Below are 25031 nucleotides of genomic sequence, written 5' to 3' on the forward strand. Positions count from 1 at the left end.
ACCGGCAGGCGAATCGTTCGGCTTTGATTGACTAGGGCACGCTCAATAGACTGCCGGATCCACCAGGTGGCATAGGTGGAAAACTTGTAGCCGCGGCGATATTCGAACTTGTCCACGGCCTTCATCAGGCCGATGTTGCCCTCCTGGATCAGGTCAAGGAATTGCAGGCCGCGGTTGGTGTATTTCTTGGCGATCGAGATCACCAGCCGCAGGTTTGCCTCGACCATCTCCTTCTTGGCCTGGCGCGCCTCCTTTTCGCCCTTCTGGACCTGCTGGACGATGCGGCGGAATTCCGAGATGTCGAGACCGACATACTGCCCCACCTGGGCCATGTCGGCGCGCAGCGTCTCGGCTTTTTCGCTGGAGCGCTCGATGAACGCCTTCCAGCCGCGACCGGACTTTTCGGCCATCCGATCCAGCCAGTTCGGGTCCAGCTCGTAGCCGCGATACTCGTCGATGAACTCGCGGCGGTTGATGCGCGCCTGGTCGGCCAGCTTCACCATCGCCGAATCTATCTGCATGATGCGGCGGTTGATGCCGTAAAGCTGGTCGATCAACGCCTCGATGCGGTTATTGTGCAGGTGCAGGGAATTGACCAGTTCAACGATCTCGGCGCGCAGTTTCTGGTACTCGGCTTCGCGCGTTTCGGAAAACGAAGCGTCCTCGTTCAGCGTGGCCGAGATGCGGCTGTCCTGCATTTCGGACAGGCGTGCGAAATCTTCGGCGATGCGGTCGAGAATCTCCAGGACACGGGGCTTGAGCGCGGCTTCCATCGCCGCCAGGCTCATGTTGGCCTGCTCTTCCTCCTCGTCGGAATCGTCTTCCTTGGCGATCGGGTTGCCGTCGGCGTCGTATTCGGGCTGTTTTTCGGCCTCGTCCTGGCGCGGCGGCGTGGCGACATCGGAGGTGGCCACGGGCGGGTCGACGGGGGCGGCCTCGATATCCTCGCCCAGTTGCGTGCCGAACGTGGCGTCGAGGTCGATCACGTCGCGCAGCAGGATGTCCTCGGTCAAAAGCTCGTCGCGCCATATCGTGATCGCCTGGAATGTCAGCGGGCTTTCGCAAAGCCCCGCGATCATGGTGTTGCGGCCGGCCTCGATGCGCTTGGCGATGGCAATTTCGCCCTCGCGGGACAGAAGCTCGACGCTGCCCATCTCGCGCAGATACATGCGCACCGGGTCGTCGGTCCGGTCCATCTTGTCCGAGCCGCTCGACGACACCGCGACATCGCGGTTCGACGAGGTCTCGACCACGGCGGTGGACTTCGATTCCTCCTCCTCGGCCTCCTCGTCCTCGATGATGTTGATGCCCATTTCCGAGAGCATCGACATCACGTCCTCGATCTGCTCGGAAGACACCTGCTCGGGGGGCAATACCTTGTTGAGCTGGTCGTAGGTGATGAACCCCTTCTCACGCGCCTCCGCGATCATTTTCTTGACGGCGTTCTGGCTCATGTCCAGCGAGACCTCGGCATCGGAGATGTCCGTCTGCGTGTTCTCGGTGTCTTTTGCGGCCATGTAATGCTCCTGCACGGGTGGCTGTCGGATACTCCGGGCGATTCGTGATTCGAATCAATAACGCGCGCAACCGATTCGCACACGCTCTTAGCCCGATTTGTTTACCGATTCTCCAGCGAAATCTCTAGCGGCGAGGTTTCGTTGGGTCGATCTGGCTAAGCAGCGTATCGAGAGCGCTGCGTTCGCTACGATTGATTCGTGCCCCGTTGGGGCCGGTGTCATACTCGGTGCGGTCCTCCTGCTGGCTGCGCAGCGCGCGGTTGCGCGTCTCGGCGGCCTGGTGCAGCCGCCAGGTCAGCGCCTCGTCGGCAAGGCCCGACACGTCCTCCTGGGCCTCGGCCACCTCGGCATCCAGCCCGCGCAGCGCGTCGATCTTGGCCAGTTCTTCGGCCACGGTCATGCGCGCCTTTTCGGCATCGCCGGGGTGGCGCACCGGTGGGCTGATGGCGACATGGGGCAGCGACAGTATCTTTTCAAGCGCCCCCTCGCCCAACTCCTGCACGATGATGGCGCGCAGGGCGTCGGCGCTGGCCGCGCCGGCGTGGTCCAGCAACAGATCACGCAGCGCGGCATGGTCGGGGGCGTGACAGTCCATGCGCTCCAGTTGCGGCTCGAACTCGGCAATCACCTCGGGCGTGCAGACCAGCGCGGCCAGGATGACCGCCTCGCGCAATTGTTCCTGCGCGGGGGCGTCGGCCGACACCAGAAGCGAGGATTTGGTCCCCGGCATCGGCGTCGTCGGGGCGGCAAGCCACGGGGTGCGACCGCCGCCCATGCCCCGGTGCCCGGCACCGCCCTGGCGCGCCGCACGACGGGGGTTGAAAAGCTGCCAGCGCTTTTCCTTGATCGCCTCGCCGTAGTGGCGCCTGAGCGAGGGGTCGCTGATCAGGCGCAGCTTGTCACGCAGCGCCTTGTCGAGCGCCGCGCGCCGTTCGGGGCTGTCGAAACGCCGCCCCTCGGTTTCGCGCTGCCAGAGCAGATCGACCGTCGGCATGGCCTGATCCACGAGCGCCTGCATGGCGCGCGCGCCGCCCTCGCGCAGCAGGTCGTCCGGATCCTTGCCCGGTGGCAGCACCGCGAAGCGCAGCGACCGTCCCGACTCCAGCAGCGGCAGCGCCAGGTCAATCAGCCGGTAGGCGGCGCGCAGGCCCGCCGCGTCGCCGTCGAGCGCCACTACCGGCTCGGGCGCGATACGCCACAGCAGTTGCAATTGCGATTCGGTGATCGCGGTGCCCAACGGCGCGACCGCGGCGGCAAACCCCGCCTCGACCAGTGCGATCACATCCATGTAGCCCTCGGCCACGATCAGCGTCTGGCCATTGCCGGCCGCCTCGCGCGCAGGCGCATGGTTGTAGAGCGAGCGGCCCTTGTCGAAAAGCAGCGTCTCGGGGCTGTTGAGATACTTGGCATTGTCGGCCGGGTCCATCGCACGACCGCCAAAGGCGATGCAGCGCCCGCGCCCGTCGCGGATCGGGAACATGATGCGGCCCCGGAAGGTGTCGTAGTGCCGCTCGCCCGATTGCGCGGTCTTGGCCAGCCCGCAATCGAGGATCATGTCCTCGGCCACACCAGCGGTTTTCAGGTGCTCCCACAGGCCCTGCCAGCGGTCGGGCGCGAAGCCGATCTCGAAGCGGTCCTGCGCGCCCTGATCCAGCCCGCGCCGGACCAGGTAGTCGCGCGCCGCCGCGCCGGCCTGGGTCTGCAATTGCAGTCGGAAGTGGCGCACGGCCATTTCCATGACCTCGGCCAACTGGCTGCGCCGGTCGGCCTTTTGCTGCGCCTGCGGGTCGCGCGCGGGCATCGGCATGCCGGCCTCGCGCGCCAGTATCTCGACCGCCTCCATGAATTCGACGTTTTCGGTTTCGCGCACGAAGCTGAACACGTCGCCCTTGGCCTGACAGCCGAAGCAGTAATAGAACCCCTTGCGGTCATCGACGTGGAAGCTGGCCGTCTTTTCCTGGTGAAACGGGCATGGCGCCCACATGTCGCCCTTGGCCTGGTTGGATTTGCGGCTGTCCCAGATCACCTTGCGGCCAACCACCTGTGACAGCGACAGGCGGGTGCGCAACTCGTCAAGGAATCCGGGAGGCAGGCTCATACCTACCAATATAGCCCCCGCGCGCGGGCTTGACCATGGGCCGGTGCGTGCCCCGCCGGGCTCAACCCTCGTAGGCGGTGCAGGCCACCTCGAAGCTTTCGGCAACGCCGGCGCCAAGCTGTTCGGGCGGCACCGAATAGACCCAATCGGCCAATAGCGGCATCGTGTCGGCCAGGCGGTCATCCATGTCCTCGTGCGCCGCGCGCACCGCCCCGATCGCGTCTTGCATGTCCACGCCGTCGGTGCGCTGCGCGACCAGCGCCTCCACCAGCGTCGCCTGCGCCGTGCAGCGGGCGGCACGTTCCGCCGCGCTCTCGGCCGCGGCGGCCCCGGATGCGCCAAGCGCAAGGACCATCCCCAAAATCACCAATCGCATCATCGCAAACACCTGTCTCGTCATGACCGAACCGGCGCCTTGATGTCAGCCAGCCGCGCGCGCTGCAACCCCCTGCATCGCCACGCGCATCTCGTGCATCATTGTCCCCGCCATGGCGCGGAACACCATCACCTGGTAGGCACGCGCACCGATCCGCGTGATCGAGGCCGGCATGTGCGCCAGTTCGCTGCGCGCGCTGTGGCCGCGCTTGAAATGTTCCTTGCGCAGGTCGAGCGGCGTCAACCGCGCCAGCACATCCGCCGCATCGTCGCCGTCAAGGCGCACCACCGCCCAGGCGTCCGACTGATCGACCAGCGCCGCCACTTCGGCCAGCCCCGGGTCGGGCGCAGGCCCCATCAGCATGACGTGGGCGTGATCGAACCACAGCGCCCGGCACCCGGCGCGCCCGGTGGCCCGCCCCGGCCCGGGCCAGGCGATGCCGTGGGCGGCGCGAAACGCCGTGGCCAGCGCCTTGCGTCGCCCGGCGTGCGGGGCGATCGCGGTCATCCGGCCCGCGGCCACTTCGTCGAGCGTCACCGATCCGATCACCAATGGCACAAGGCCGGCGCACGGGGTTTGTTCCTTCAGCTCAATCACGGGCGCGCCCTCCGTCCGGGTCGAAGAATGTCGGCGGCGTCACCTCGCACAGGGTCTCGATACCGCGCAGATGGTCGACCATGCGCACCATGTCGCCGTGGCGCTCGGGGCCATGGGACAGGAACCCCAGCGCGATGGCGTGGCCCAGCGTGGGCGAGAACGCCGCCGAGGTGACATATCCGCGGGCGTTTTCGCGCGTGGCCGCGTCGGCCTCGTCGAACAGGTGCGCGCCGGCGGTCAACTGCTTGATCGCACCCACCGGTTTGAGCCCGACCAGCCGCTCACGCGCCGGGTCGGTCAGGCCGGGGCGCGCGGCGGCTGCCTTGCCGATGCAATCCTTTTTCGGGCTGAGCATCCGTTCCAACCCCAGGTCGAACGCCGTGGTGCGGCCGTGCAGCTCGGCATGGGTCAACAGGCCCTTTTCCAACCGCAGAACGTTGAGCGCCTCCATCCCGTAGGCGCCGCCGCCCATGTCCTCGGCCCGCGCCACCAACTGGCCGAACAGGCTTTCGCCATACCGCACGGGCACGGCCAACTCGTAGGCGTGCTCGCCCGAGAACGAGATGCGGAAAAGCCGCGCATCGACACCGCCCACGCGCACTGGCCCGCAGGCCATGAACGGCCATGCGTCACCGTCGATGGGCGCGTCCAGCACCGTATCGAGCAGCGCGCGCGATTTCGGCCCGGCGACGGCGAACTGCGCCCATTGCTCGGTGACCGAGATCATCGAGAGATCCCAGCCGGGGCACAGGCACTGGTGTACGAATTCCAGGTGCCGCATCACCTGCCCCGCCGCGGCGGTGGTGGTGGTCATCACGTAGTGATCCGCGCCCAGCCGCGCGGTGGTGCCGTCATCCATGACGTGCCCGTCCTCGCGCAGCATCAGCCCGTAACGCACGCGCCCCGCCTTGAGGGTGGAGAATGTGTTGGTATAGACGAAATCGAGAAACCGCCCCGCATCGGCGCCCTGTATGTCGATCTTGCCCAGGGTCGAGACATCGGTGACACCCACCGCCTGGCGCACATGGGCAACCTCGCGGTCGCAGGACTGGCGCCAGTGCGACTCACCCGCGCGCGGAAAAAACGAGGGCCGGAACCACAGCCCCGCCTCTATCATCGGCGCGCCCATGGCCTGCGACGCGGTGTGGCTGGTCGTCAGCCGCCGCGGCGCAAACCCCTGCCCCTGCGCCCCCGCCCCCATCGCCGCGATCGGCACCGGAACATAGGGCGGGCGGAAGGTGGTGGTACCGGTTTCGGCGATGGTGCGCCCGGTGGCGTCGGCCAGCACCGCCAGCGCGTTCACGTTCGAGTTCTTGCCCTGGTCGGGGGCCATGCCCTGGGTCGTATAGCGTTTCATGTGCTCGACGCTGCGGAAATTCTCGCGCGCCGCCAGCGCCACATCCTTGACCGTGACGTCGTTGAGGAAATCCAGCCAGGCACGCCCCTTGCCCGGCACCTGCCACAGCGGCGCGATGCGATAGGGCGCCTCCTCGGCCCGTGGCGGCGCGGGCGCGGCGGGGGCCTTGAGCCCCAGGTCATCGAGCGCGCCGCGCGCTGCCTCGGCACCGGAGCGGAAGCAATCATGGGTCGACATCGCCCCCGCGCAGGCGCCCGCCGTCCACATCCCCGGCACCATCCCGGCACGCGGCACGAAGGCCGCGATGCCGTCGTCCCATTCGGGCCGCCGGCCCATGTGGCAAGCCAGGTGCACGGTGGGGTTCCAGCCGCCCGACACGGCCAGGCAATCGGCCTGGATCTTGTCGCGCCGGCCGGATGCGAAGGCGACCTCGACCGCCTCCAGAGCCTTGCGCCCACGGCTGCCGCAGACGCGCGCCCCGGGGTGGAATGGCACGTCGAGATCACAGCGCGCGTCGGCGCGCGAGTCGATCAGTGCCGCGACGTGCACCCCCGCCGCCAACAGGTCGGACGCGGTGCGATGCGCACCGTCGTTGTTGCCGAACACCACCACGCAACGCCCCGGCGCCACCGCCCAGCGGTTGACATAGGCACGCACGGCACCCGCCATCATGATGCCGGGCCGGTCGTTGCCGGCAAACGCCACCGGCCGCTCCAACGCGCCGGCCGCCAGCACCGTGCGCCGCGCCACGATCCGCCAGAAGCATTCGCGCGGGGCGCCGGGGCGCGCCGCCACATCCGCCGGCAGTCGCTCCAGCGCGCCATAGCTGCCCTGGTCATAGGCGCCGGTGACGGTGGTGCGCGTCATCAGGCGGACATTGTCCATCGCGGCCAGCTCGGCCGCCATTTCCCGCGCCCAGACATGGCCGGGTTTGCCCGCCACCGCCTCGGTTTCGGCGTTGAGCCGCCCGCCGGGGACGCTGTCCTCGTCGGCCACGATCACGTCGGCGCCGGCGCGCGCCGCATCGCGCGCGGCCATCAGGCCGGCCGGGCCGGCCCCGATCACCAGCAGATCGCAATGCGCGTGCGCCTTCTCGTAAATGACGGCGTCATGGGCGCCCGACAGCGCGCCCAGCCCCGCCGCGCGGCGGATGAGCGGCTCATAGACCTTTTCCCAGAAGCCACGCGGCCACATGAAGGTCTTGTAATAGAACCCCGCGCCGAAGAACGGCGCGAACAGGTCGTTGAGGGCCAGCGCGTCCCAGTCCAGCGACGGCCAGGCGTTCTGGCTGCGCGCGGCCACCCCCTCGTGCAGCTCCAGCATGGTGGCGCGCAGGTTGGGCTCCTGCCGCCCGCCGGTGCCTGCCGTGACCAGCGCATTGGGTTCCTCCGATCCGGCGGTCATCACCCCGCGCGGGCGGTGGTACTTGAACGACCGCCCCATCAGCCGCACCCCGTTGGCCAGCAACGCCGAGGCCAGCGTGTCGCCGGCAAACCCCTCGTAGCCGCGCCCGTCGAAGCTGAACCGCAGCGTGCGGTCCCGGTCGATCAATCCGCCCCGCGACAGCCGCATCAGGCCCCCTCCCGCGCGGTCATGGCCAACTCGGCGCCCAGCATCTCGTGGGTGGCAGTGTCACGCGCGACCACCAGCCAGGCGCCGCAGCCGGCCTCGTGCTGCCAAAGCTCGCGCGTCGGGCCGGCGGGGTTGTCGCGGTTGTGCAGGTAGTCGTCCCAAGCTTGCGCGCCCGCCTCGGGCAACGGACGGTCCAGCGCCACCGCCGCGCCCTGGTAGTAGAACTCGCGCCGGTCGCGCGCGCCGCAAATCGGGCAGGTGATCCTCATGCGTTCCCCCTCCGCGATCTTTTGCGCTTCATCTTTCCGGAAATACTCAATGTCCCGTCCTTTTCCACAGGCGTCTCAGTGCAGGTTGTGCTGGCTGCCGGTGCCTTCCTCGTCCATCAGGCCATGCCCGGTGCGAAACCGGTCGAGCCGGAACCGCGCCGCCGCCTCGTGGGGGCGATCGGTGGCCATCAGGTGGGCAAAGCAATGCCCTGACCCCGGCACCGCCTTGAACCCGCCATAGCACCAGCCGCAATTGAGATAGAGCCCCTCGACCGGCGCGCGGTCGATCACGGGTGAGCCGTCGGGGGTCATGTCCATGATCCCGCCCCAACTGCGCAGCACCCGCGCCTTGCCGATCATCGGCATCAGCGTCATGCCCGCCTCCATCACGTGTTCCATCATCGGCATGTTGCCGCGCTGCGCGTAGGAGGCGTGGAAATCCAGGTCACCGCCGAACACCAGCCCGCCCTTGTCGGACTGGCTGATGTAGAAATGTCCCATGCCGAAGCTGACGACGTGGTCGATGCACGGCTTCAGCCCCTCGGTGACGAAGGCCTGCAATATGTGGCTTTCGATCGGCAGGCGCAGCCCGGCCATCGCCGCCACCTGGCTTGAGCGGCCCGCCACCACGACGCCCACCTTTTTCGCCCCGATCGCGCCGCGGCTGGTCTGCACGCCGGTGACGCGGCCGCCGTCGATGTCGATGCCGGTGACCTCGCAGTTCTGGATCAGGTCGACACCGCGCGCGTCGGCCCCGCGGGCATACCCCCAGGCCACCGCGTCGTGGCGCGCCGTGCCGCCGCGCGGGTGATAGAGGCCGCCATAGACAGGGAATCGCGCATTGTCGAAATCAAGGTAGGGCAGAAACGCGCGCACGCCGTCGCGGTCCAGCAGTTCGGCGTCGTCGCCCTGGTTGATCATCGCGTTGCCGCGCCGGGCAAAAGCGTCGCGCTGCCCGTCGGAGTGGAACAGGTTGATCAGCCCGCGCTGCGAATGCATCACGTTGTAGTTCAGCTCCTGCTCCAGCCCCTCCCACAGCTTCAGCGAGTGGCTGTAGAATTCCGAATTGCCGGGCAGGAAATAGTTGCCGCGCACGATGGTGGTGTTGCGGCCCACGTTGCCGCCGCCGAGGTACCCCTTCTCCAGCACCGCGACATTGGTCAGCCCATGCTCGCGCGCTAGGTAATAGGCCGTGGCCAACCCGTGGCCGCCACCGCCGATGATGACCATGTCATAGGCCGGCTTGGGCTCCGGGTCGCGCCAGTGTGGCTGCCAGCCCTTGTTGCCGGTCAATCCTTCCTTCAGAACCCGCAGCCCCGAAAAGCGCATGGATCACCCCCTGTCATTCCCGACAACTCAACCAACTCCGACACGGCATATCAATGGGCAATGACCGTCGCCGCCCGGCTTTTCGACGATTTCGGGGCAGCGCACGGCCGGTCCGGCGGCGCGCTGCGCGAGAACCGGCATGGATTGTGACCGGGTCAGATACCCTTGGCGCGGTAGCTGGCGACGACCCGGCTGATGGCGCAGATATAGGCGGCGGTGCGCAGATCGGCGACATCCTCGCGCCCGTGCCAGATCTCGCGGATATCCTGGTAGGCGATGCGCATCGTGTCGTCGAGACCCGAGCGCACCAGCTCCAGCTCATCCGCGCCGCGCAGGTATTTCTGCTTGAACTCGGGGCGCAGCGACCAGGCATCGCCAAGATACCTGTCCAGACGCTCCAGTTCGTCGACCACCAGCTTGTGGCGAGCCTCTTCCTGGCGCCGCTGCAGGCGACCGAAGCGGATATGGCTGAGGTTCTTGACCCACTCGAAATACGACACAGTGACGCCGCCGGCATTGGCATACATGTCGGGAATGATCACGACACCCTTCCGGCGCAGGATGTCGTCGGCGCCGGCCGTGACCGGGCCGTTGGCCGCCTCGATGATCAGCGGCGCCTTGATGCGGTCGGCATTGCCGAGGTTGATCACGCCCTCCAGCGCCGCGGGGATCAGGATGTCGCATTCGGTTTCCAGCACCTCTGCGCCGTCGGCGGTGTGGGCGGCGTCCGGAAAACCGGCCACGCCGCCGTGGCGCACGATCCATTCGCGCACCGCCTCGACATCGAGCCCCTTCTCGTCGAAGAGCGCGCCGTCGCGTTCGATGATGCCGGTGATCCGGGCGCCGTCCTCCTCGTGCAAAAACTTGGCGGCGTGATAGCCCACGTTGCCCAGGCCCTGCACGATGACGCGCTTGCCTTCCAGCGTACCGTCCAGCCCGGCGGCGGCCACGTCCTCGGGATGGCGGAAGAACTCGCGCAGCGCGAATTGCACGCCGCGGCCCGTGGCCTCGACCCGGCCGGCGATGCCGCCATTGTTGAGCGGCTTGCCGGTAACGCAGGCCCGGCTGTTGATGTCGGTGGTGTTCATGCGCGCGTACTGGTCGGCGATCCAGGCCATCTCGCGCTCGCCGGTGCCCATGTCGGGGGCGGGCACATTCTGTGCCGGGTCGATGAGGTCGCGCTTGATCAGCTCGTAGGCGAATCGACGCGTGATCAGTTCCAGTTCGTGCTCGTTCCAATCGCGCGGGTCGATGCACAAGCCCCCTTTCGAGCCGCCGAACGGCGCTTCGACCAGGGCGCATTTGTAGGTCATCAGCGCCGCCAGCGCCTCGACCTCGTCCTGGTTGACCGCGGTGGCGTAGCGGATCCCGCCCTTGACGGGTTCGAGGTGCTCTGAATGGACCGCCCGGTAGCCGGTGAAGGTGTGTATCCGGTCGCGCAACCGCACCCCGAAACGCACCGTGTAGGTCGAGTTGACGACGCGAATCTTTTCTTCAAGGCCGGGCGCGATATCCATCAACGCCACGGCCCGGTTGAACATGAGATCGACGTTTTCACGAAAGGTCGGCTCTTTGAACTCGGCCATTGGTTCGGGTCCTCCTCGGGGTTGCCCGATGAAATTTCGGGCAGAATCCTGTTGGTCCGCGTGATTGCGCGGCGATACGCGAAAGGTTGCGCGTTTGCGCGCAAAATGGAACCCGTCAATCAGTGGCGCACCCCGAAAAACGGGACCAAGCTGCGCTGTGCGGGGCTGCGCTGCGTTGCGCGAGCCGACACAATCGAACGAAACGCGCGCTATCGTCCGCTTTACGACACCGCAATGCACCCGAAATGCCGGGTTCATGCCCGATTTTGGCCACGTTTCTGCGCCTAGAATGGCAACTGCCCGAGGTCCCCGTCATGCGGGGCGCCTTGGCGCTGCATCAGAAAGGTGAAGCAAATGCGCCTGCTCACGAGTACACCACCCGCCACGCGCGGCCCGTCGTTTCGCGGCCGGCTGTCGCGGTTTGCGCGCGACGAAGACGGCGTCATGGTCGTGCTGTCGATCTACATGTTCCTGATCATGCTGCTGGTCGCCGGGATCGGCGTCGACATGATGCGATTCGAAATGGAGCGCACCCGCCTTCAGAACACGCTCGACCGGGCGGTGCTTGCCGCGGCCGACCTTGACCAGAAGCTCGACCCCGAAGACGTGGTGATGAACTATTTCGAGAAATCCGGTCTGGGCGACCGGCTGGCCCGTGACGACGTCGATGTGACCCAGGACGTGGGCTACCGCAACGTCAAGGCGCGCGCGAACCACCGTGCATACCCAGTTCATGAAGATGATGGGGGTCGATACCATGTCGGCCCCCGCCGCCGGTGCCGCCGAGGAAAGCATCGGCAGCGTCGAGGTGTCCCTGGTGCTTGATATTTCGGGGTCGATGAACAGCAACTCGCGGCTCACTCGCCTGAAACCGGCGGCGCGCAACTTCGTCGACACGATTCTCGAGAATTCGGAGCAAGACAAGGTTTCGATCTCGATCGTGCCCTACGCCACGCAGGTGAACGCCGGCAAGCCGCTGCTGGACAAGTACACCACCACGCAGGAACATGCCTATTCGCATTGCGTGAACTTCATCGCCGATGAATATAGCCGCTCCGACCTGGCGCGCGACGTGCAGATGGAGCGCACCGCGCATTTCGACGTGTTCACCTACTCTGAAAACCCGATCAGTACCCCGGTCTGCCCGACGCGCGCGGGCTCGGAAATCCTGCCGCTTTCGGGGGATCGCACCGAGTTGTTCAACCATATCAACGCCCTCAGCGCGAGTGGTAACACCTCGATCGACATCGGCATGAAATGGGGCACCACGCTGCTGGACCCGGGCACGCGCAGCGTGGTCAGCGACCTGGTGGCGGAAAACCGTATCGATTCCGAGTTCGACGGGCGCCCATCGAATTACCGCGATGGCGAGACGCTCAAGATCGTGGTGCTGATGTCGGACGGGGAGAACACCAACCAATACAAGCTCAACCCGTCGCTGCGCGACGGCAACTCCGATGTCTGGTACAACGCGGACGCGCGCAAGTACTCGGTTCTCAAAGACAACAGCTTCTACTGGCCGCATGACGACAACTGGCACGACCATCCCTATGGCAACGGCACCTACGAGGAATGCGGATGGCGCAAAAGCGACTGGAACTGGAACTATGTTTGCGAGGAACAAACCGAGCCCGGCACCGCCGTGCGCCTGACCTATCCCGAGCTCTGGGCGCAGACGTCGCTGGCCTGGAACGCGCGCTACAACTACGAATTCTCCTCCGGCGCCTGGGGCGAGTGGTACAACTCGGCCTATACCTACGTGAACGCCACCGCCAAGGACCAGCGCACCAACCATGTCTGCGATGCCGCCAAGGACCAGGGCGTGATCGTGTTTTCGATCGGATTCGAGGCCCCCAACCGCGGCGAGCGGGTTCTGGAACGCTGCGCCAGTTCGCCAAGCCACTATTTCGACGTGGACGGCCTTGAAATCGAGGAAGCCTTCACCTCGATCGCCGCGTCGATCCGCAAGCTGAGGTTGACGCAATGAGCGTGCTGCGCCGACTTGCAACCCGGTTCTGGCGCGACGAGCGCGCCAACCCGACGATCGAATTCGTCATCATGTTTCCGGTGATGGTGTTCTTCCTGCTCTCGGCCGTCGAACTGGGCTTCATGACCATGCGCAACACGATGCTGGAACGCGCCGTGGACATGACTGTGCGCGACATCCGCCTGAGCACCGGCATGAACCTGCAGCACAGCGATATCAAGAACACCATCTGCGATCGCGCCGGGATGCTCCCCGATTGCCGCGACAACCTGCGCCTGGAGATGGTCCAGATCGACCCGCGCAACTGGTCGACGCCCGACTCCACGGCCGACTGCACCGACCAGTCGCAAGAGGCCAGGCCGGTGCGCAACTTCGAGAACGGGCAGGAAAACCAGATGATGCTGATCCGCGCGTGCCTGAAATTCCGCCCCGTCTTTCCGCTGACGGGCCTGGGCAAGTCGCTGACCACCGACGCCGCCGGTCACGCCGCCATGGTCGCCAGTTCGGCCTTCGTACAGGAGCCGCTGTGATGATGACCCTGCGCGACCGTATCAAGACCTTCCTGCGCGGCTTTCGTGACGAAACGCGCGCCACCGTCGCCGTCGAGGCGGTGGTAATCCTGCCGATGCTGTTCTGGGCCTACATGGCGATGTTCGTCTTTTTCGATGCCTACAAGCAGGTCAGCATCAACCAGAAGGCCACCTACACCATCGGCGACGTTCTCTCGCGTGAGACGACAGCGATCAACAACGCCTATCTCGATGGCATCGACAACATGTTCAAATTCCTCGTGCGCGCCGACAGTACCGCGCGCCTGCGCGTCACGGTGGTGCGGTGGGATGAGAAAAAGGGCAAGTTCCGGCGCGACTGGTCCAAGACCCGCGGCGACGTCACCCCGCTGAGCGCGGCGCAGGTCACGGAAATGGAAGACGCCCTGCCGGTGATGCCCGATGGCGAGCGCATCATCGTGGTCGAGACATGGTCGCGCTATACCGCGCCGTTCAATGTCGGTATCCTCTCGCAGGACCTGCATAACCGCGTCTTCACGCGGCCGCGGTTCGCGCCCAAGCTGGTCTGGGGGGTGTAACCGGGCCGCCGGGCACCGTCAGCGCGCGTCGCGCTCGGCCAGCATGGCCTGCAACATGTCGGCCATCAGCTTGGTTTGCGGGCGCGGCGTGACACCGCCGACGCCCACGCGGCGCCCCAGGCGCCACCACAGCCCCGGCAGCCAGCGCCGGCCCAAGGGCTCCGACAGGTGCAGGATGAACCCGTTGGAGGGCTTGAAGGCGAACATGCCGCGCTCGATGCGCGTGATCCGGTCGATCGGCGCCACGGTCGTGCCGTCGCTCATCCGCAGGCCATCGGTCCCGAGTTGCAATTGCCATTGCGTCGCCAGCCGCATCCTGTGGGCCAGAAACAGGGCCGCCGCCCCCATGACCAGCAGAAAGACCTGCCAACCGGGAACCTCGGGCGGCGTGGCCAGCGCGATGTAAATCATCAACGCGCCCAGCACCGCCAGCATGCCGACACCGATCACACGGCGCAGCCCCGTGGCGCCGACCGTCGCCAGAACCTCGCGCTCACCGTCCTGCGGGGCTGTGGATGGCCCTGTCTCGCCTGTCATCGCCTGCTCCTTCGCCATTGCCGCAGCCGGCCAGTCCTTAGCGCACCCGGCGGGCGGATGCGAGGGACAATCGCCCGGGCGGGCACGACTTCAACCCGCCGAGACGGCCTTGCGCACCATGTCCCAGTATATCTGCTCCACCTGCGCCGCGCTCAGCCGGCCGGCGCTGCGATACCAGGTCGTGACGCCGGTCAGCATCGCGATGACCGCAAGCGTGGCGATCTTGCTGTCGGCGAGTTCGAACACCCCCGTCCGCACACCGTCGCGCAGGATATCCTCGAGCTGGTCCTCATAGGCACGGCGCAGCCCTTCGATTACTTCGAAATTCCCGGGCGCGAGGTTGCGCAACTCCATGTAGGACACGAACACCGCGTCGGGGCGTTCAAGGTGAAAGCGGATGTGAAAGCGGGTGAATGCCTCAAGCCGCTGCAGCGGGCTGCCGGATTGCGGCTGGCCCGCGCGCGCGGCCAGCAATTCGTCCATGTGACCGCGCATGAGGTCGAAAAGCAGGCTTTGCTTGTCGGCGGTGTAGTTATAGAGCGCCCCGGCCTGCACCCCGACCTCGGCCGCGATCTGGCGCATCGACACGGCCGCGTAGCCGTGGCGCGCGAAAAGCTCCAGCGCGGCGCGCTGCACGCGCGGTCCGGTGATATCGGAATGCGACCCTTGGGTTCGTGCCATGGTGCCTGCTTAACTGAACAGACGTTCATATCAAAGCTCTGTCTTGCAAGCCGGGCCCGACTGCGGCACAGATTGAACAGACCATGGACGGACCTGCCGGATGCGCGCACTCGCCTGCCTTGCCACACTGACATTGCTTGCCGCGGCGCCGGCGGGGTGCGCCCGGTTTCCCGCGCTCGACGACACGATCACGCCCGAGGCGGAGGCAGCCGCCTACCCGGCACTGGTTCCGATCGAGCCGCTGCTCGCCGACGGGCCGGCGGGCGCTGACACCGACGCCCGGCAGGACGAAGCGGCCCTGATGGCGCGCGCGGCAGCCTTGCGCGCCCGCGCCGCCGAATTGCGCCGCACCACACCCTGATCGGCGGTCGGGCGCGCGCTGCGGGTGACGGGCGCCTCCGGCGGGAGTATTTCGGGAAAGATGAAGCACGCGCCCGTTCGCGAGGCCGCGCGCACCGGGCAGACCCGGCCTGCCGTGCGTGGCGGGATCACTGGGCGCCCGCGCGGGCAATGCCGCGTTGCAAGACGGGTGCGAACCGGCTACATCCGCCGCGCAAGACCTCCATGAACCGGAACGGGAGAGTACGATGAACACCCCTCTGCGCCTGGGCATTGCCGGGCTGGGCACCGTCGGTGTCGGCGTGATCCGGATCGTGCGCGCGCAGGCGGCGCTGCTGGCCGCGCGAACCGGACGCGAGATCGTCATCAGCGCCGTTTCGGCGCGCAACCGCGACAAGGATCGCGGCGTCAACCTCGGCCGTTACGCATGGGAGGACGACCCCGTCGCGCTGGCACGCCGCGACGACGTGGATGTCGTGGTCGAGCTGATGGGCGGTAGCGACGGGCCCGCCAAGGCCACCACCGAGGCCGCGCTCGACACCGGCAAGGACGTGGTCACCGCCAACAAGGCGATGCTGGCGATGCACGGACAGGCCCTGGCCGAACGGGCCGAGGCCGCGGGCCGCATGATCCGCTTCGAGGCCGCCGTGGCGGGCGGCATCCCGGTGGTCAAGACACTGTCGGAGGGGCTGGCCGGCAACGCCGTAAGCCGCGTGATGGGGGTGATGAACGGCACCTGCAACTATATCCTGACGCGGATGGAGGCCGAGGGGCTGGGCTATAACGCCCTGTTCGAGGAAGCCGCCCGCCTGGGCTATCTGGAGGCCGACCCGCGCCTTGACGTGGGCGGCATCGACGCCGGCCACAAGCTGGCGCTGCTGGCCGCGGTCGCCTTCGGCACGCAGGTGCATTTCGACGCGGTCGAGTTGGAGGGCATCGACCGCGTGGCGCTGGAAGACATCCGCCACGCCGCCGACATGGGGTATCGCATCAAGCTGCTGGGGGTGGCACAGATGACCGCCCGCGGGCTGGAGCAGCGCACGGCGCCCTGCCTGGTGCCGGCGGCGTCGGCGCTTGGGCAACTTGAGGGCGGCACCAACATGGTGGTGCTGGAGGGCGACGCCGTGGGCCAGATCGTGATCCGCGGCGCCGGCGCCGGCGAAGGCCCGACCGCAAGCGCGGTGATGGGCGACATCTGCGACATCGCGCGCGGCACCCGTGGCACGGTGTTCGGCCAGCCCGCCACCACGCTTGCGCAAGCCAAACCGGCGCGCAGCGCGCTGCCTGCGCCCTATTACCTGCGCATGTTGCTGGCCGACAGGCCCGGTGCGCTGGCCAAGATCGCCACCATTCTGGGCGAGGCCGGGATCTCGATCAACCGGATGCGGCAGTATCGCCATGACGACGACACCGCGCCGGTGCTGATCGTGACCCACCGCACCACGCCCGCCGCGCTGGAAACGGCGCTGGCGGCGATAGCCCCTCTGGATGTTCTGGCAAGCGAGCCTGTGGCGCTCAGGATCGAAGATGTTTGATCCGTCCCCCTTGAGGCGACCCTGTCGCACGGACACCCGGCGCCGGACGACCGGCCGCCGCGACGACGGGGGCTAAGCCATGCCGGACCCCGCGCTGCTGCTCACCGACATACAACAGGGGTTCAAGGCGCCGGAACGGGGGCCGCGCAACACCCCCGGCGGCGAAGGGTACGCGGCGCGGCTGCTGGCATGCTGGCGTGCCGGGGCCGCCCCGGTAATTCATGTCCGCCACGTATCGAGCACGGCGCGCATGGCGGCCAATCCGGGCTTTGGCGTGACCCTGGCAGATGGCGCCTGCGCAGCATTCCCCGGCAATGCCGATACCGGCTGGGAGGCCGCCCGCCCCGCCATGGACGCCGAGGCGATCCACGCCGCCGCCATCTCGCGCCTGCATGGCGAGTTCTGCCGCGCCCTGCCCACGCAAGCCAACCTGGCCGGTACCCGATGACGGCGTTCCTGGATGTGTCCGCGTCGCTGACCGGGCGGCGCTGGTGCGGGCCCTCGGTCGAGCTGGAGCGCATGGCCGAGGCCATGGCCCAGCACACCGCCCTGCCCCGAACGCTGTGCCAGACGCTGGCCCGACTGGGCGTCGCCGCCGAGGACGCCGAGCGCCACCTTGCCCCTGCGCTGCGCGAGTTGCTGCCCGACCCACGCGCCCTGCGCGACATGGACCACGCCGCCGCGCGTCTGCTGACGGCGGTGCAAGGCAATGAACGCATCGCCATCTTCGCCGATTACGACGTCGACGGTGGCGCCTCGGCGGCCTTGCTGCTGGACTGGCTGCGGCAGATGGGACGCACTGCGACGCTCTACGTGCCCGACCGCATCGACGAAGGCTACGGCCCCAACGCGCCCGCCATGACGCAGTTGGCCGGCAGCCATGACCTGATCGTTTGCGTCGATTGTGGCACCCTTTCGCACGACCCGATCGCGGCGGCCAAGGATGCCGACGTGATCGTGCTGGACCACCACCTGGGTGGGGAAACCCTGCCGCCGGCGCTGGCGGTGGTGAACCCCAACCGCCAGGACGAGACCGGCGATCTGGGGCATTTGTGCGCCGCGAGCGTGGTGTTCCTGGCCCTGGTCGAGGCCGGGCGGCAACTGCGCGCGGCAGGTGCCGAGGGCCCCGACCTGATGGCGATGCTGGACCTCGTCGCGCTGGCCACGGTCGCCGATGTCGCGCCGCTGATCGGGGTCAACCGGGCCTTCGTGCGCCAGGGGCTGCGGGTGATGGCACGGCGCGAACGCCCCGGCCTGGTGGCGCTGGCCGACGTGGCACGGCTCGACAAGGCGCCGAGCGCGCATCACCTGGGTTTCGTGCTGGGGCCACGGGTGAACGCCGGCGGGCGCATCGGCCGCGCCGACCTGGGCGCGCGGCTGCTGGCCTGCACCGACCCGGCCGAGGCCCGCGCCATGGCCGAGCGGCTGGAAGAACTCAACACCGAGCGCCGCGAGGTCGAGGCCGGCGTGCGCACCGCCGCCATGGCCCAGGCCGAGGCACGCGGCCTCGATGCGCCGCTGGTCTGGGCGGCGGGCGAAGGCTGGCATCCCGGCGTGGTGGGCATCGTCGCCGCGCGCCTCAAGGAGGCCACCAACCGCCCCGCCATCGTGATCGGGCTCGACGGCGACGAGGGCAAGGGCTCGGGCCGTTCGATCAGCGGTATCGACCTTGGCGCGGCGGTACAGCGCCTCGCGGCCGAAGGGTTGCTGCTAAAGGGCGGTGGCCATCGCATGGCCGCCGGGCTGAGCGTGGCGCGCGACACGCTGGAGCCGGCCATGGCGCGCCTGTCGGAGCTGTTGGAAAAACAGGGCGCCGGACGTGCCGGGCCGGCGGACCTGACCCTTGACGGCGTGCTGATGCCCGCCGCCGCCACGATCGACCTGGTCGACCAGATCGAGGCCGCCGGCCCCTTCGGCGCCGGGGCCCCCGCGCCACGCTTCGCCTTTGCCGACATGGCCGTGCACCACGCCCGGCGGGTCGGCGACACGCACCTGAAAATCCGCTTCGGCGACGGTATGGGCACGACCATGGACGCGATCTGTTTCGGCGCTTTCGACGGCCCGCTCGGCCCGGCGCTGGAGCGTCACGGCGGTGCCCGTTTCCACCTTGCCGGGCGCCTGGAAATCAACGAATGGGGCGGGCGCCGCAGCGTGCAACTGCGCCTCGAAGACGCAAGCTCCGTCGTCAATGCGCCGAGCTGAAAATATGCCCGCGCGGCAAAATTTTCGCTTGCACGCCGATGCGGCTTTGCCTAGACACCGGCTCACGCCAAGGCTGGCCCGTTCGTCTATCGGTTAGGACGCCAGGTTTTCAACCTGGAAAGAGGGGTTCGACTCCCCTACGGGCTGCCACTTACCCCGCTAAAGTATTGACATTTAGATTGTAACTTCCGCTTCCGCGCGCAGAATCAACAGTTGTACCAACACTGAGAGGTGGTTTGTTTGCAACAAGCTCGCAGAAAATCGGTAGAACCGACAACCGTCGAACCCACTAGGCCGCCGACTCATGAGTCCGCAACCAAATGCATATCGAGGCGAGTTGGACCGAGGCAAGGTAGTTGTCGTATCGTGTGGCGACGGCGCGGAAGTATCTGAGTTTGTTGAAGAACCGTTCCACCAGGTTGCGTGCCTTGCAGAGTTCGGCATCGAAGTGAAAGCGCTTCACCCGGTTCGGCATCAGCTGGATGTTGGCCAAAGCGCCGCGCGCCGCGAGGGCGCCATGCAGCGCGTCGCTGTCGTATGCGCGATCGGCCAGCAGGGTCGGACCTGCCACAACGGTGTCGAACATATCGGCCGCCGAGCGGCCATCATGGGCCTGGCCCTCGGCCAGTTTCAGCCGGATCGGGCGGCCCACGGCATCCACCAGAGCGCGGATCCTCATGGTCAGCCCGCCGCGCGAGCGGCCCATGCAATCGGATCGCCCCCCCTTTTTCGGCCCGTTCTCGCCGTGCTGGTGAACCCGGATCGAGGAGGCGTCGATCATCTGGACATCGCCGTCGCAAGCATCTGATATGGCGTCCAGAATGCGCGCCCAATGGCCTGCCCTGCACCACCGGTTGAAGCGGTTTACACAGGTCGTGCAGGGGCCGTAGCGCGCCGGGATATCGGCCCACGGCGCGCCGGTCCTGAGCCGCCAGAAAATTCCGTTCAACCCAGCGGATGGTGTAAGAGGCCGCGCGCGGAGCCCCCAGCGTAGCGCAGTGCGCGGCCTCTTACACCATCCGCTGGGACACTGCCTGACCAACTAAGCGTCAGCGCTGGCGGTCGGGAACTCGAAATCCATAGTGCGATTCTGATTTGGGGAGCAGTTGACCCTGATTGCAAGGCCACGCTCATATTGCGTATTGGCGGGGAAAACCCGAATCGCCAATACCCTGCCGCGCTTCGCGCTCTTGGGACATTGGCGATGCACGGTGAATTTGGTATTTCCCGAAACGCGACCGGCGTCAGAGGCGTTCCCCCGGCGCCGGCCTGTTTCGCGTTCGTGTCCCGTGCGTCAGCCGAAGTCGCGCATGTCGCCCACGAGGATGCCGGTCATCGAGATGTCGTTCTCGAAGCCGGGCAGGGCCGCCATGGCGGCGGCGTCGACATCGACATTGTCGGCGTCGATGCCGCTCATGTCGGCGTCGGAGTTCACGAAGACCCAGCGCGGAGGGTTGTCGGCATCAAGCCCGACGGCGAGGCGCAGCATGTCGAGCGCGTCGCCTGAGGTGACCTCGCCGTTGCCGTCGAAATCGGCGGCGATAAAATCCTCTCCGCCGGCCGGTCCCCAGCTCGGTTCCAGGCCCACCGCGAGGCGCAGGGCCTCGAGCGCGCCAGGTGCCGTGGGGGTACCGTGTGTGGCTACGTCATAGGCCAGTTCCGGCACGACGGTGCCTTCGGCCGTGCCGAGGGCCGAGAAGGTGAAGCTGCCCGGCGTTCCGCCGGCGGCACCGCTCCATTCCGGGCCGCCATCGCCGCTGCGGAAGGTCACGCCTTCGACGTCGAGCGGGTTGCCGCCGCGGTCATTGATCTGCAGCGCCATGTCGGGTGGTGTGCCGACGCGCACGTTCTCACCGGCATTGGAGACCAGCAGCCCGAGACCCGTCACGTCGCCTTCGAAGGTCATCGAGAAATCCTGCGTGCCGTCGCCGGTGGTGTCGAAACTCAGCGTCGTGTCGGTGCCGTCGAACTCCATGGTCGGGTCGTCGTGCATCCGGGTGAAGCGCACGAGGATCCGGTCTTCGGCGGACATGTCGGTGACGGTATCGCCGTTGAGCGAGTCGCCAGGGCCGCTGAGGACATCGGCGCCCGCACCGGTGGTGATGACGTCGGCGCCGGCGCCGGGGCTGAACAGGTCATCGCCCGCACCGCCGTCGATCGTGTCGACCCCGGTGCCGCCGAAGATTTCGTCATCGTCATCCCCGCCGGAGATCAGGTCGTTGCCGGCGCCGCCGTCGAGCGTGTCGTTGCCGCCCAGGCCCTCGATCGTGTCGTTGCCGCCGAGGCCGAGGATCACGTCGTCGTCTTCGGTGCCGAGGAGCGAGTCGTTGCCCGAGGTGCCGGTCTCGGTCACGTCGCCCGAGATCGCAGCGCGACCTGCGCGCACGGCGTCGGCGACGTCGGAGCTGTCGCCCGACGTCTCAACGACAACGCCATCGCTGCCCATGTCGGCCAACGCGCCATCGTAATCCGCAGTGCTGCCCGATGTCCCGATGATCGGCACGGCGCCGAAGTCACCCAAGGCATCGCCCACTGCCCTGAGCAAGAGGTCGTCGGTCGGGATCGGTTCGTCGCCGCCGGTATCATAACCGGGATCGTCGGGATCGCGCGGGTCGGGTTCGACCTCGACCGAGTCGGGATCACCTTCGCCCGCCGATGTCATGGCGTCCGCATCCGCACTTGCCGCGCTGGCGAGCGTGCCCCCGCCTTCGACGTCGATATCTTCGCCGTCGAGGAATGCCTGGATGTTGCTTTCGTCGAGCCCGTAATCGGATGCACTATGCGCCGGTGCGTCGGTCGCCATGTAGATCATCCGCGAGGAATCCTCGCGCAGGTTCAGCCCGTCGCCGCGCGCGGCGCGGTAGAGCCCGACCCATTGCGCCTCGGGGAAATCGTTGCCCGAACCGGTGCTGAGCCCGTCCAGGGTCGTCTCGAAAGCCGTGACATCGGAGGTCGATTCCAGGTGTGACTTGTAGAGGTAATCACCCGGGCTGCCCCAGGGGCTTTCCGGTTTGTCGATGAAGGAGGCAATCGAGAATTGCACATCAGGGTTCTCGGCCCGCAGGTCGGCGGCGATCTGCTTGGCCGCAGCCACGAAGTTGGGCAGGTCGTCGTAGAAAGAACCCGAGAGGTCCACCAGGAAGATGAAGTCGAGCGGCGGGCACTCGGGGTCTTCTTCGCCCAGAAGCTCGATCGTGGCGTCGGAGAATGTCGCTTCCTCGACCCCGACCAGGGTATTGACGCCTTCGCTGCCGGTGCCGCCGAGATGCGAAATGGTCACCACGTCGTCATCGTCGCGGTCAATCGTGTAGGCCGAGCAAGGGCCTGCGAAATAGGCCACGTCGTGACCTTCGCCGCCGTCTAGGCTGTCGTTGCCGGCCCCGGCGATCAACTCGTCATCGCCTGCGCCGCCTTCGAGCGTGTCGTTGCCCGCGCCGCCGGCAAGCATGTCGTTGCCGTCATTGCCGACAAGATGGTTGTCGGCGCCGTTGCCGATCAGCATGTCGTTGCCCGAGCCGCCGGTGGCGTTCTCGATCACCACGCCATTGGCGATAGTGTAGCCGCCAAGCTGGGTGCCGGTGCCGCCATCAGAAATCGTCGAGACATAGCCGCCCGCGTGATAATCGGGATCGAGAAGTTCGTTGCGGGGCTGGCTGGTGGCGCCGTTGCCGTGGTCATCTTTCATGTCGCCGAAGGCGCCGGTCTTGCGGACCATCTTGAGGATGGCCGCGTCGGCGCTGCGCGCCTCCTGCACGAGCGAGGCGTCCTGCAGGTTGATATAGGCGTTGTCGCTGCCGGAATAGGCGATCTCGTCGGTGCCGCCGGTGTCCCAGATCGAGTAGAAGGCGCGGCCGATGGAGATCGAGTTGTCGCTGCCGTCGAGGTCACGCGCGGTGGAGCCCTGATCGGTCAGGGTATAGGTGGTGTCGCCGGTATGGGCAGCGGGCGCGCCATGGACCGCCTGAAGCGCCGCGATATCGAGCGCGCCGAGCGTGACGTTGTTGCCGAAATTGTCGAATACCCTCGTGTCGATGCCGCCGATTTCATAGGACATCACCGTGTAGCGGGCGTTGTCGGCCTTGTTGTCGGTGGCCACGGCGTCGCTCACGGCCCAGGCGGTGGTGCCGGAGTCGTCGTTGTGCGGGTGGCTCAGCCCCAGCCCGTGGCCCAACTCGTGCAGGATCACGAAATCCGCAAAGCTGCCGCCGCCTGTTTCGGCTTCTTCGTCATAGCCGGCGTTGCCCATCCGGTTGGTCAGGAAGGACTGGTAATCATCGGTCTCGCCGGGTTTGAGGATGGTGCCCGGCCCGTTCATCCAGGCCACGACGCCGGCGGTGCTGGGATAGCCGCCGGAAAAGACGATGTCGGCAGTATCCACCGAGGTATCCTCGGAGAAGTCTAGGCCGGTCGCGAGCGAGATGTGGTAGAGCGCGTTTTCGATTGCGTCGTTCCAGGCCGGGGCCGTGGTTGCATTGATCGGCTCATGCGCGTTCCCGGCGCCGGGTGCGCTGCCATACTTGTCCTCGTAGATATCGTCGATCCGGTCGGAATCCCCGGCTTCGGCGATCCAGTAGGTCAGGTCGGTAGTCTCCCACTGGTTGGTGCGCTGAAGGCCCGCCAGCAATGTGTTGGTGTTTGCGGTTACTGTTTTCGACCCAGCCATCTCGTCCACCTCTCATGCATTTTCGTAAATCAAGTTTCGTTCTCGGGCGCACCATCACCCGTTCGGGCACGGCGTATCAATTCCGTGTGGACCAAATTTTTGGCCCATTCGGCAACTTCGGCCGGCCTCACCGGGCAAGGGTCTTGGTCGCTCATCGGTTCGGCAATGAAGAGATGCCCTGCATCCTCCCCGGCGGCATCCCCCAGGCGCCCGGCAAGGGCGGGCCTGATCACGCGGCCGTCTTCGGGCAGGCCGACGAGGACCAGGCTTTCAATCGGGCTGTCATGGGGCATCCGGACCAGGTATTGAACCTGCGGAGGCACGATCACCAAGGCATCGGGATCATCGGGAACATCGACGGGACGCAGCAACCGCCAGCGCGCGTCCTGTCCCTTGAAACGGTCGGATTCGTCGCGTGCCTCGCCCGGATGCATGCCTTGCGTGGCCTTTTCGAAATCCTCGCGGTCGAGGGCGCCGAAAAGAAAGACAGCCTGGGTGCGCAGGTCTTCGGGTTCGTCGAAGCGGGCATCCGGTGCGAAAACATGCACCTGCATCAAGCAGGCCGGCGCACCGCCAACAGGTAACGCGTCCTCCTGTGCCATAGCACCCATAACCGCCACTCGGCACGCCATCGCAACAGCGATGGAATGCACCCAGATCGATTTCATTCGGCCCTCCCGACACATACCGGACCGACCAAATGATGGGCGATCCGCGCAAAAGATGTGCGATGTTCATTCGCCGAGCCTTCAGAGTTTGGCGCGCACGTGCGATTCTGTCAACGAATCCTTTCGCGTTCGGATCGTGTCTCGGGTGGCGTTCGGCCTTAATTCGGTTGAGTTTTTTCGCGCGATGCGACGCGATGGACGCGTGACCCATGCGAAGTTGCCGGGGCATTGTTGCACAAATCCCTTGCTGACAGGACTCCCCTTTCCCCGGAGGGAGTTATCCTACGGTCTCAGTGGTGGCATGCCGAGCGCGGTGTAGCGGTTGAGGACGGCGATGCGGACATGGATCTCGGCGACCTGGCGGTCGAAGTCCCGCGCCATGAGGCTCTGCCCCAACGATTTCACGTAATGCATCTTGGTCTCGACGCGGCTCCGGCGGTGGTATCCGCTCCACCGTCGCCAGATCGCGCGGCCGAGGTATTTCGATGCCCGCAAGGCCTCGTTGCACGCGGTGGCGCCTGCCGTGGTTGGCTTCCACGATTTGGCGTTGTTGCGCGGCGGTATGTCAGCGTTGGCGCCTCGATCTGCGATGGCATCATGGCACTTTCGGGTGTCGTAGGCTCCATCGGCG

General features: G+C 66.8%; 22 protein-coding genes and 1 tRNA gene. 9 read left to right on the forward strand and 14 right to left on the reverse strand.

What is annotated here, in order from left to right:
• The 8 genes from Q0L89_RS00715 to Q0L89_RS00750 all read right to left on the reverse strand — a co-directional run.
• Window positions 1-1517 (reverse strand): sigma-70 family RNA polymerase sigma factor (locus Q0L89_RS00715; protein WP_296761723.1); only part of this gene is annotated, 1517 nt, incomplete at its 3' end.
• 124 nt (window positions 1518-1641) lie between these two features.
• Window positions 1642-3615, reverse strand: a complete 1974-nt coding sequence (dnaG, locus tag Q0L89_RS00720; RefSeq protein ID WP_296761724.1) for a DNA primase — start codon at window positions 3613-3615, stop codon at window positions 1642-1644.
• A 61-nt stretch (window positions 3616-3676) separates the two neighbouring features.
• Entirely contained in the window at window positions 3677-4015 is a 339-nt protein-coding gene (locus Q0L89_RS00725; RefSeq protein WP_296761725.1) for a hypothetical protein, read from the reverse strand.
• Between the two features lie 21 nt (window positions 4016-4036).
• A complete protein-coding gene (locus tag Q0L89_RS00730) occupies window positions 4037-4588 on the reverse strand; it encodes a sarcosine oxidase subunit gamma (RefSeq protein ID WP_296761726.1) in 552 nt (183 codons plus the stop codon).
• Entirely contained in the window at window positions 4581-7517 is a 2937-nt protein-coding gene (locus Q0L89_RS00735; RefSeq protein ID WP_296761727.1) for a sarcosine oxidase subunit alpha family protein, read from the reverse strand. The genes Q0L89_RS00730 and Q0L89_RS00735 overlap by 8 nt, the downstream gene beginning before the upstream one ends.
• Window positions 7517-7786: a sarcosine oxidase subunit delta gene (locus Q0L89_RS00740; protein WP_296761728.1), complete on the reverse strand. Its 270-nt coding sequence runs from the start codon at window positions 7784-7786 to the stop codon at window positions 7517-7519. Before Q0L89_RS00740 ends, Q0L89_RS00735 begins: the two co-directional genes overlap by 1 nt.
• A 75-nt stretch (window positions 7787-7861) precedes the next feature.
• Window positions 7862-9115, reverse strand: a complete 1254-nt coding sequence (locus Q0L89_RS00745) for a sarcosine oxidase subunit beta family protein (RefSeq protein WP_296761730.1) — start codon at window positions 9113-9115, stop codon at window positions 7862-7864.
• 155 nt (window positions 9116-9270) lie between these two features.
• On the reverse strand, window positions 9271-10701 hold the full coding sequence (locus tag Q0L89_RS00750; protein ID WP_296761731.1) for a Glu/Leu/Phe/Val dehydrogenase: 1431 nt from the start codon (window positions 10699-10701) through the stop codon (window positions 9271-9273).
• A gap of 354 nt (window positions 10702-11055) precedes the next feature.
• On the opposite strand from Q0L89_RS00750, the gene Q0L89_RS00755 reads away from it, so the two are divergent.
• The 4 genes from Q0L89_RS00755 to Q0L89_RS00770 are packed head-to-tail and all read left to right on the forward strand — an operon-like array spanning window position 11056 to window position 13775.
• Window positions 11056-11526, forward strand: coding sequence for a Tad domain-containing protein (locus Q0L89_RS00755; RefSeq protein ID WP_296761732.1), 471 nt, complete (start codon window positions 11056-11058; stop codon window positions 11524-11526).
• On the forward strand, window positions 11435-12688 hold the full coding sequence (locus Q0L89_RS00760; protein WP_296761733.1) for a vWA domain-containing protein: 1254 nt from the start codon (window positions 11435-11437) through the stop codon (window positions 12686-12688). Before Q0L89_RS00755 ends, Q0L89_RS00760 begins: the two co-directional genes overlap by 92 nt.
• Window positions 12685-13218, forward strand: a complete 534-nt coding sequence (locus tag Q0L89_RS00765) for a TadE/TadG family type IV pilus assembly protein (RefSeq protein ID WP_296761734.1) — start codon at window positions 12685-12687, stop codon at window positions 13216-13218. The genes Q0L89_RS00760 and Q0L89_RS00765 overlap by 4 nt, the downstream gene beginning before the upstream one ends.
• Window positions 13218-13775, forward strand: coding sequence for a hypothetical protein (locus Q0L89_RS00770; protein ID WP_296761735.1), 558 nt, complete (start codon window positions 13218-13220; stop codon window positions 13773-13775). The genes Q0L89_RS00765 and Q0L89_RS00770 overlap by 1 nt, the downstream gene beginning before the upstream one ends.
• Before the next feature lie 18 nt (window positions 13776-13793).
• On the opposite strand, the gene Q0L89_RS00775 is transcribed toward Q0L89_RS00770, so the two are convergent.
• The gene (locus Q0L89_RS00775; protein ID WP_296761736.1) at window positions 13794-14312 is read right to left on the reverse strand and encodes a hypothetical protein; all 519 of its coding nucleotides are present in this window, start codon (window positions 14310-14312) and stop codon (window positions 13794-13796) included.
• 90 nt (window positions 14313-14402) lie between these two features.
• Entirely contained in the window at window positions 14403-14993 is a 591-nt protein-coding gene (locus Q0L89_RS00780) for a TetR/AcrR family transcriptional regulator (RefSeq protein ID WP_296761738.1), read from the reverse strand.
• A 100-nt stretch (window positions 14994-15093) separates the two neighbouring features.
• Here Q0L89_RS00780 and Q0L89_RS00785 point away from each other — a divergent pair, with 100 nt between their 5' ends.
• The 5 genes from Q0L89_RS00785 to Q0L89_RS00805 all read left to right on the forward strand — a co-directional run bounded on the left by Q0L89_RS00785 (window position 15094) and on the right by Q0L89_RS00805 (window position 19219).
• The gene (locus tag Q0L89_RS00785; protein WP_296761739.1) at window positions 15094-15354 is read left to right on the forward strand and encodes a hypothetical protein; all 261 of its coding nucleotides are present in this window, start codon (window positions 15094-15096) and stop codon (window positions 15352-15354) included.
• A 226-nt stretch (window positions 15355-15580) separates the two neighbouring features.
• Window positions 15581-16867: a homoserine dehydrogenase gene (locus tag Q0L89_RS00790; RefSeq protein ID WP_296761741.1), complete on the forward strand. Its 1287-nt coding sequence runs from the start codon at window positions 15581-15583 to the stop codon at window positions 16865-16867.
• Between the two features lie 79 nt (window positions 16868-16946).
• Window positions 16947-17315, forward strand: coding sequence for a hypothetical protein (locus Q0L89_RS00795; RefSeq protein ID WP_296761742.1), 369 nt, complete (start codon window positions 16947-16949; stop codon window positions 17313-17315).
• Complete coding sequence (gene recJ, locus Q0L89_RS00800) at window positions 17312-19069, forward strand: single-stranded-DNA-specific exonuclease RecJ (protein WP_296761743.1); 1758 nt, start codon at window positions 17312-17314, stop codon at window positions 19067-19069. Before Q0L89_RS00795 ends, recJ begins: the two co-directional genes overlap by 4 nt.
• 75 nt (window positions 19070-19144) lie before the next feature.
• Window positions 19145-19219: transfer RNA gene (locus tag Q0L89_RS00805), tRNA-Glu, on the forward strand.
• A 139-nt stretch (window positions 19220-19358) separates the two neighbouring features.
• Here the strand turns inward: Q0L89_RS00805 and Q0L89_RS00810 are convergent.
• From Q0L89_RS00810 to Q0L89_RS00825, 4 genes are all read right to left on the reverse strand, one after another.
• Window positions 19359-20111, reverse strand: coding sequence for an IS5 family transposase (locus Q0L89_RS00810; RefSeq protein WP_296761745.1), 753 nt, complete (start codon window positions 20109-20111; stop codon window positions 19359-19361).
• Between the two features lie 252 nt (window positions 20112-20363).
• Complete coding sequence (locus tag Q0L89_RS00815) at window positions 20364-23732, reverse strand: M10 family metallopeptidase C-terminal domain-containing protein (protein ID WP_296761746.1); 3369 nt, start codon at window positions 23730-23732, stop codon at window positions 20364-20366.
• 29 nt (window positions 23733-23761) lie between these two features.
• Window positions 23762-24400 carry a hypothetical protein gene (locus tag Q0L89_RS00820; protein WP_296761747.1) on the reverse strand — a complete coding sequence of 213 codons (639 nt, stop codon included), beginning with the start codon at window positions 24398-24400 and terminating at the stop codon, window positions 23762-23764.
• A gap of 282 nt (window positions 24401-24682) precedes the next feature.
• On the reverse strand, window positions 24683-25031 hold a 349-nt coding region (locus tag Q0L89_RS00825; protein WP_296761748.1), incomplete at its 5' end, for a transposase.

The organism is Sediminimonas sp. (assembly GCF_024637375.1).
Taxonomy (GTDB): Bacteria; Pseudomonadota; Alphaproteobacteria; order Rhodobacterales; family Rhodobacteraceae; genus Sediminimonas.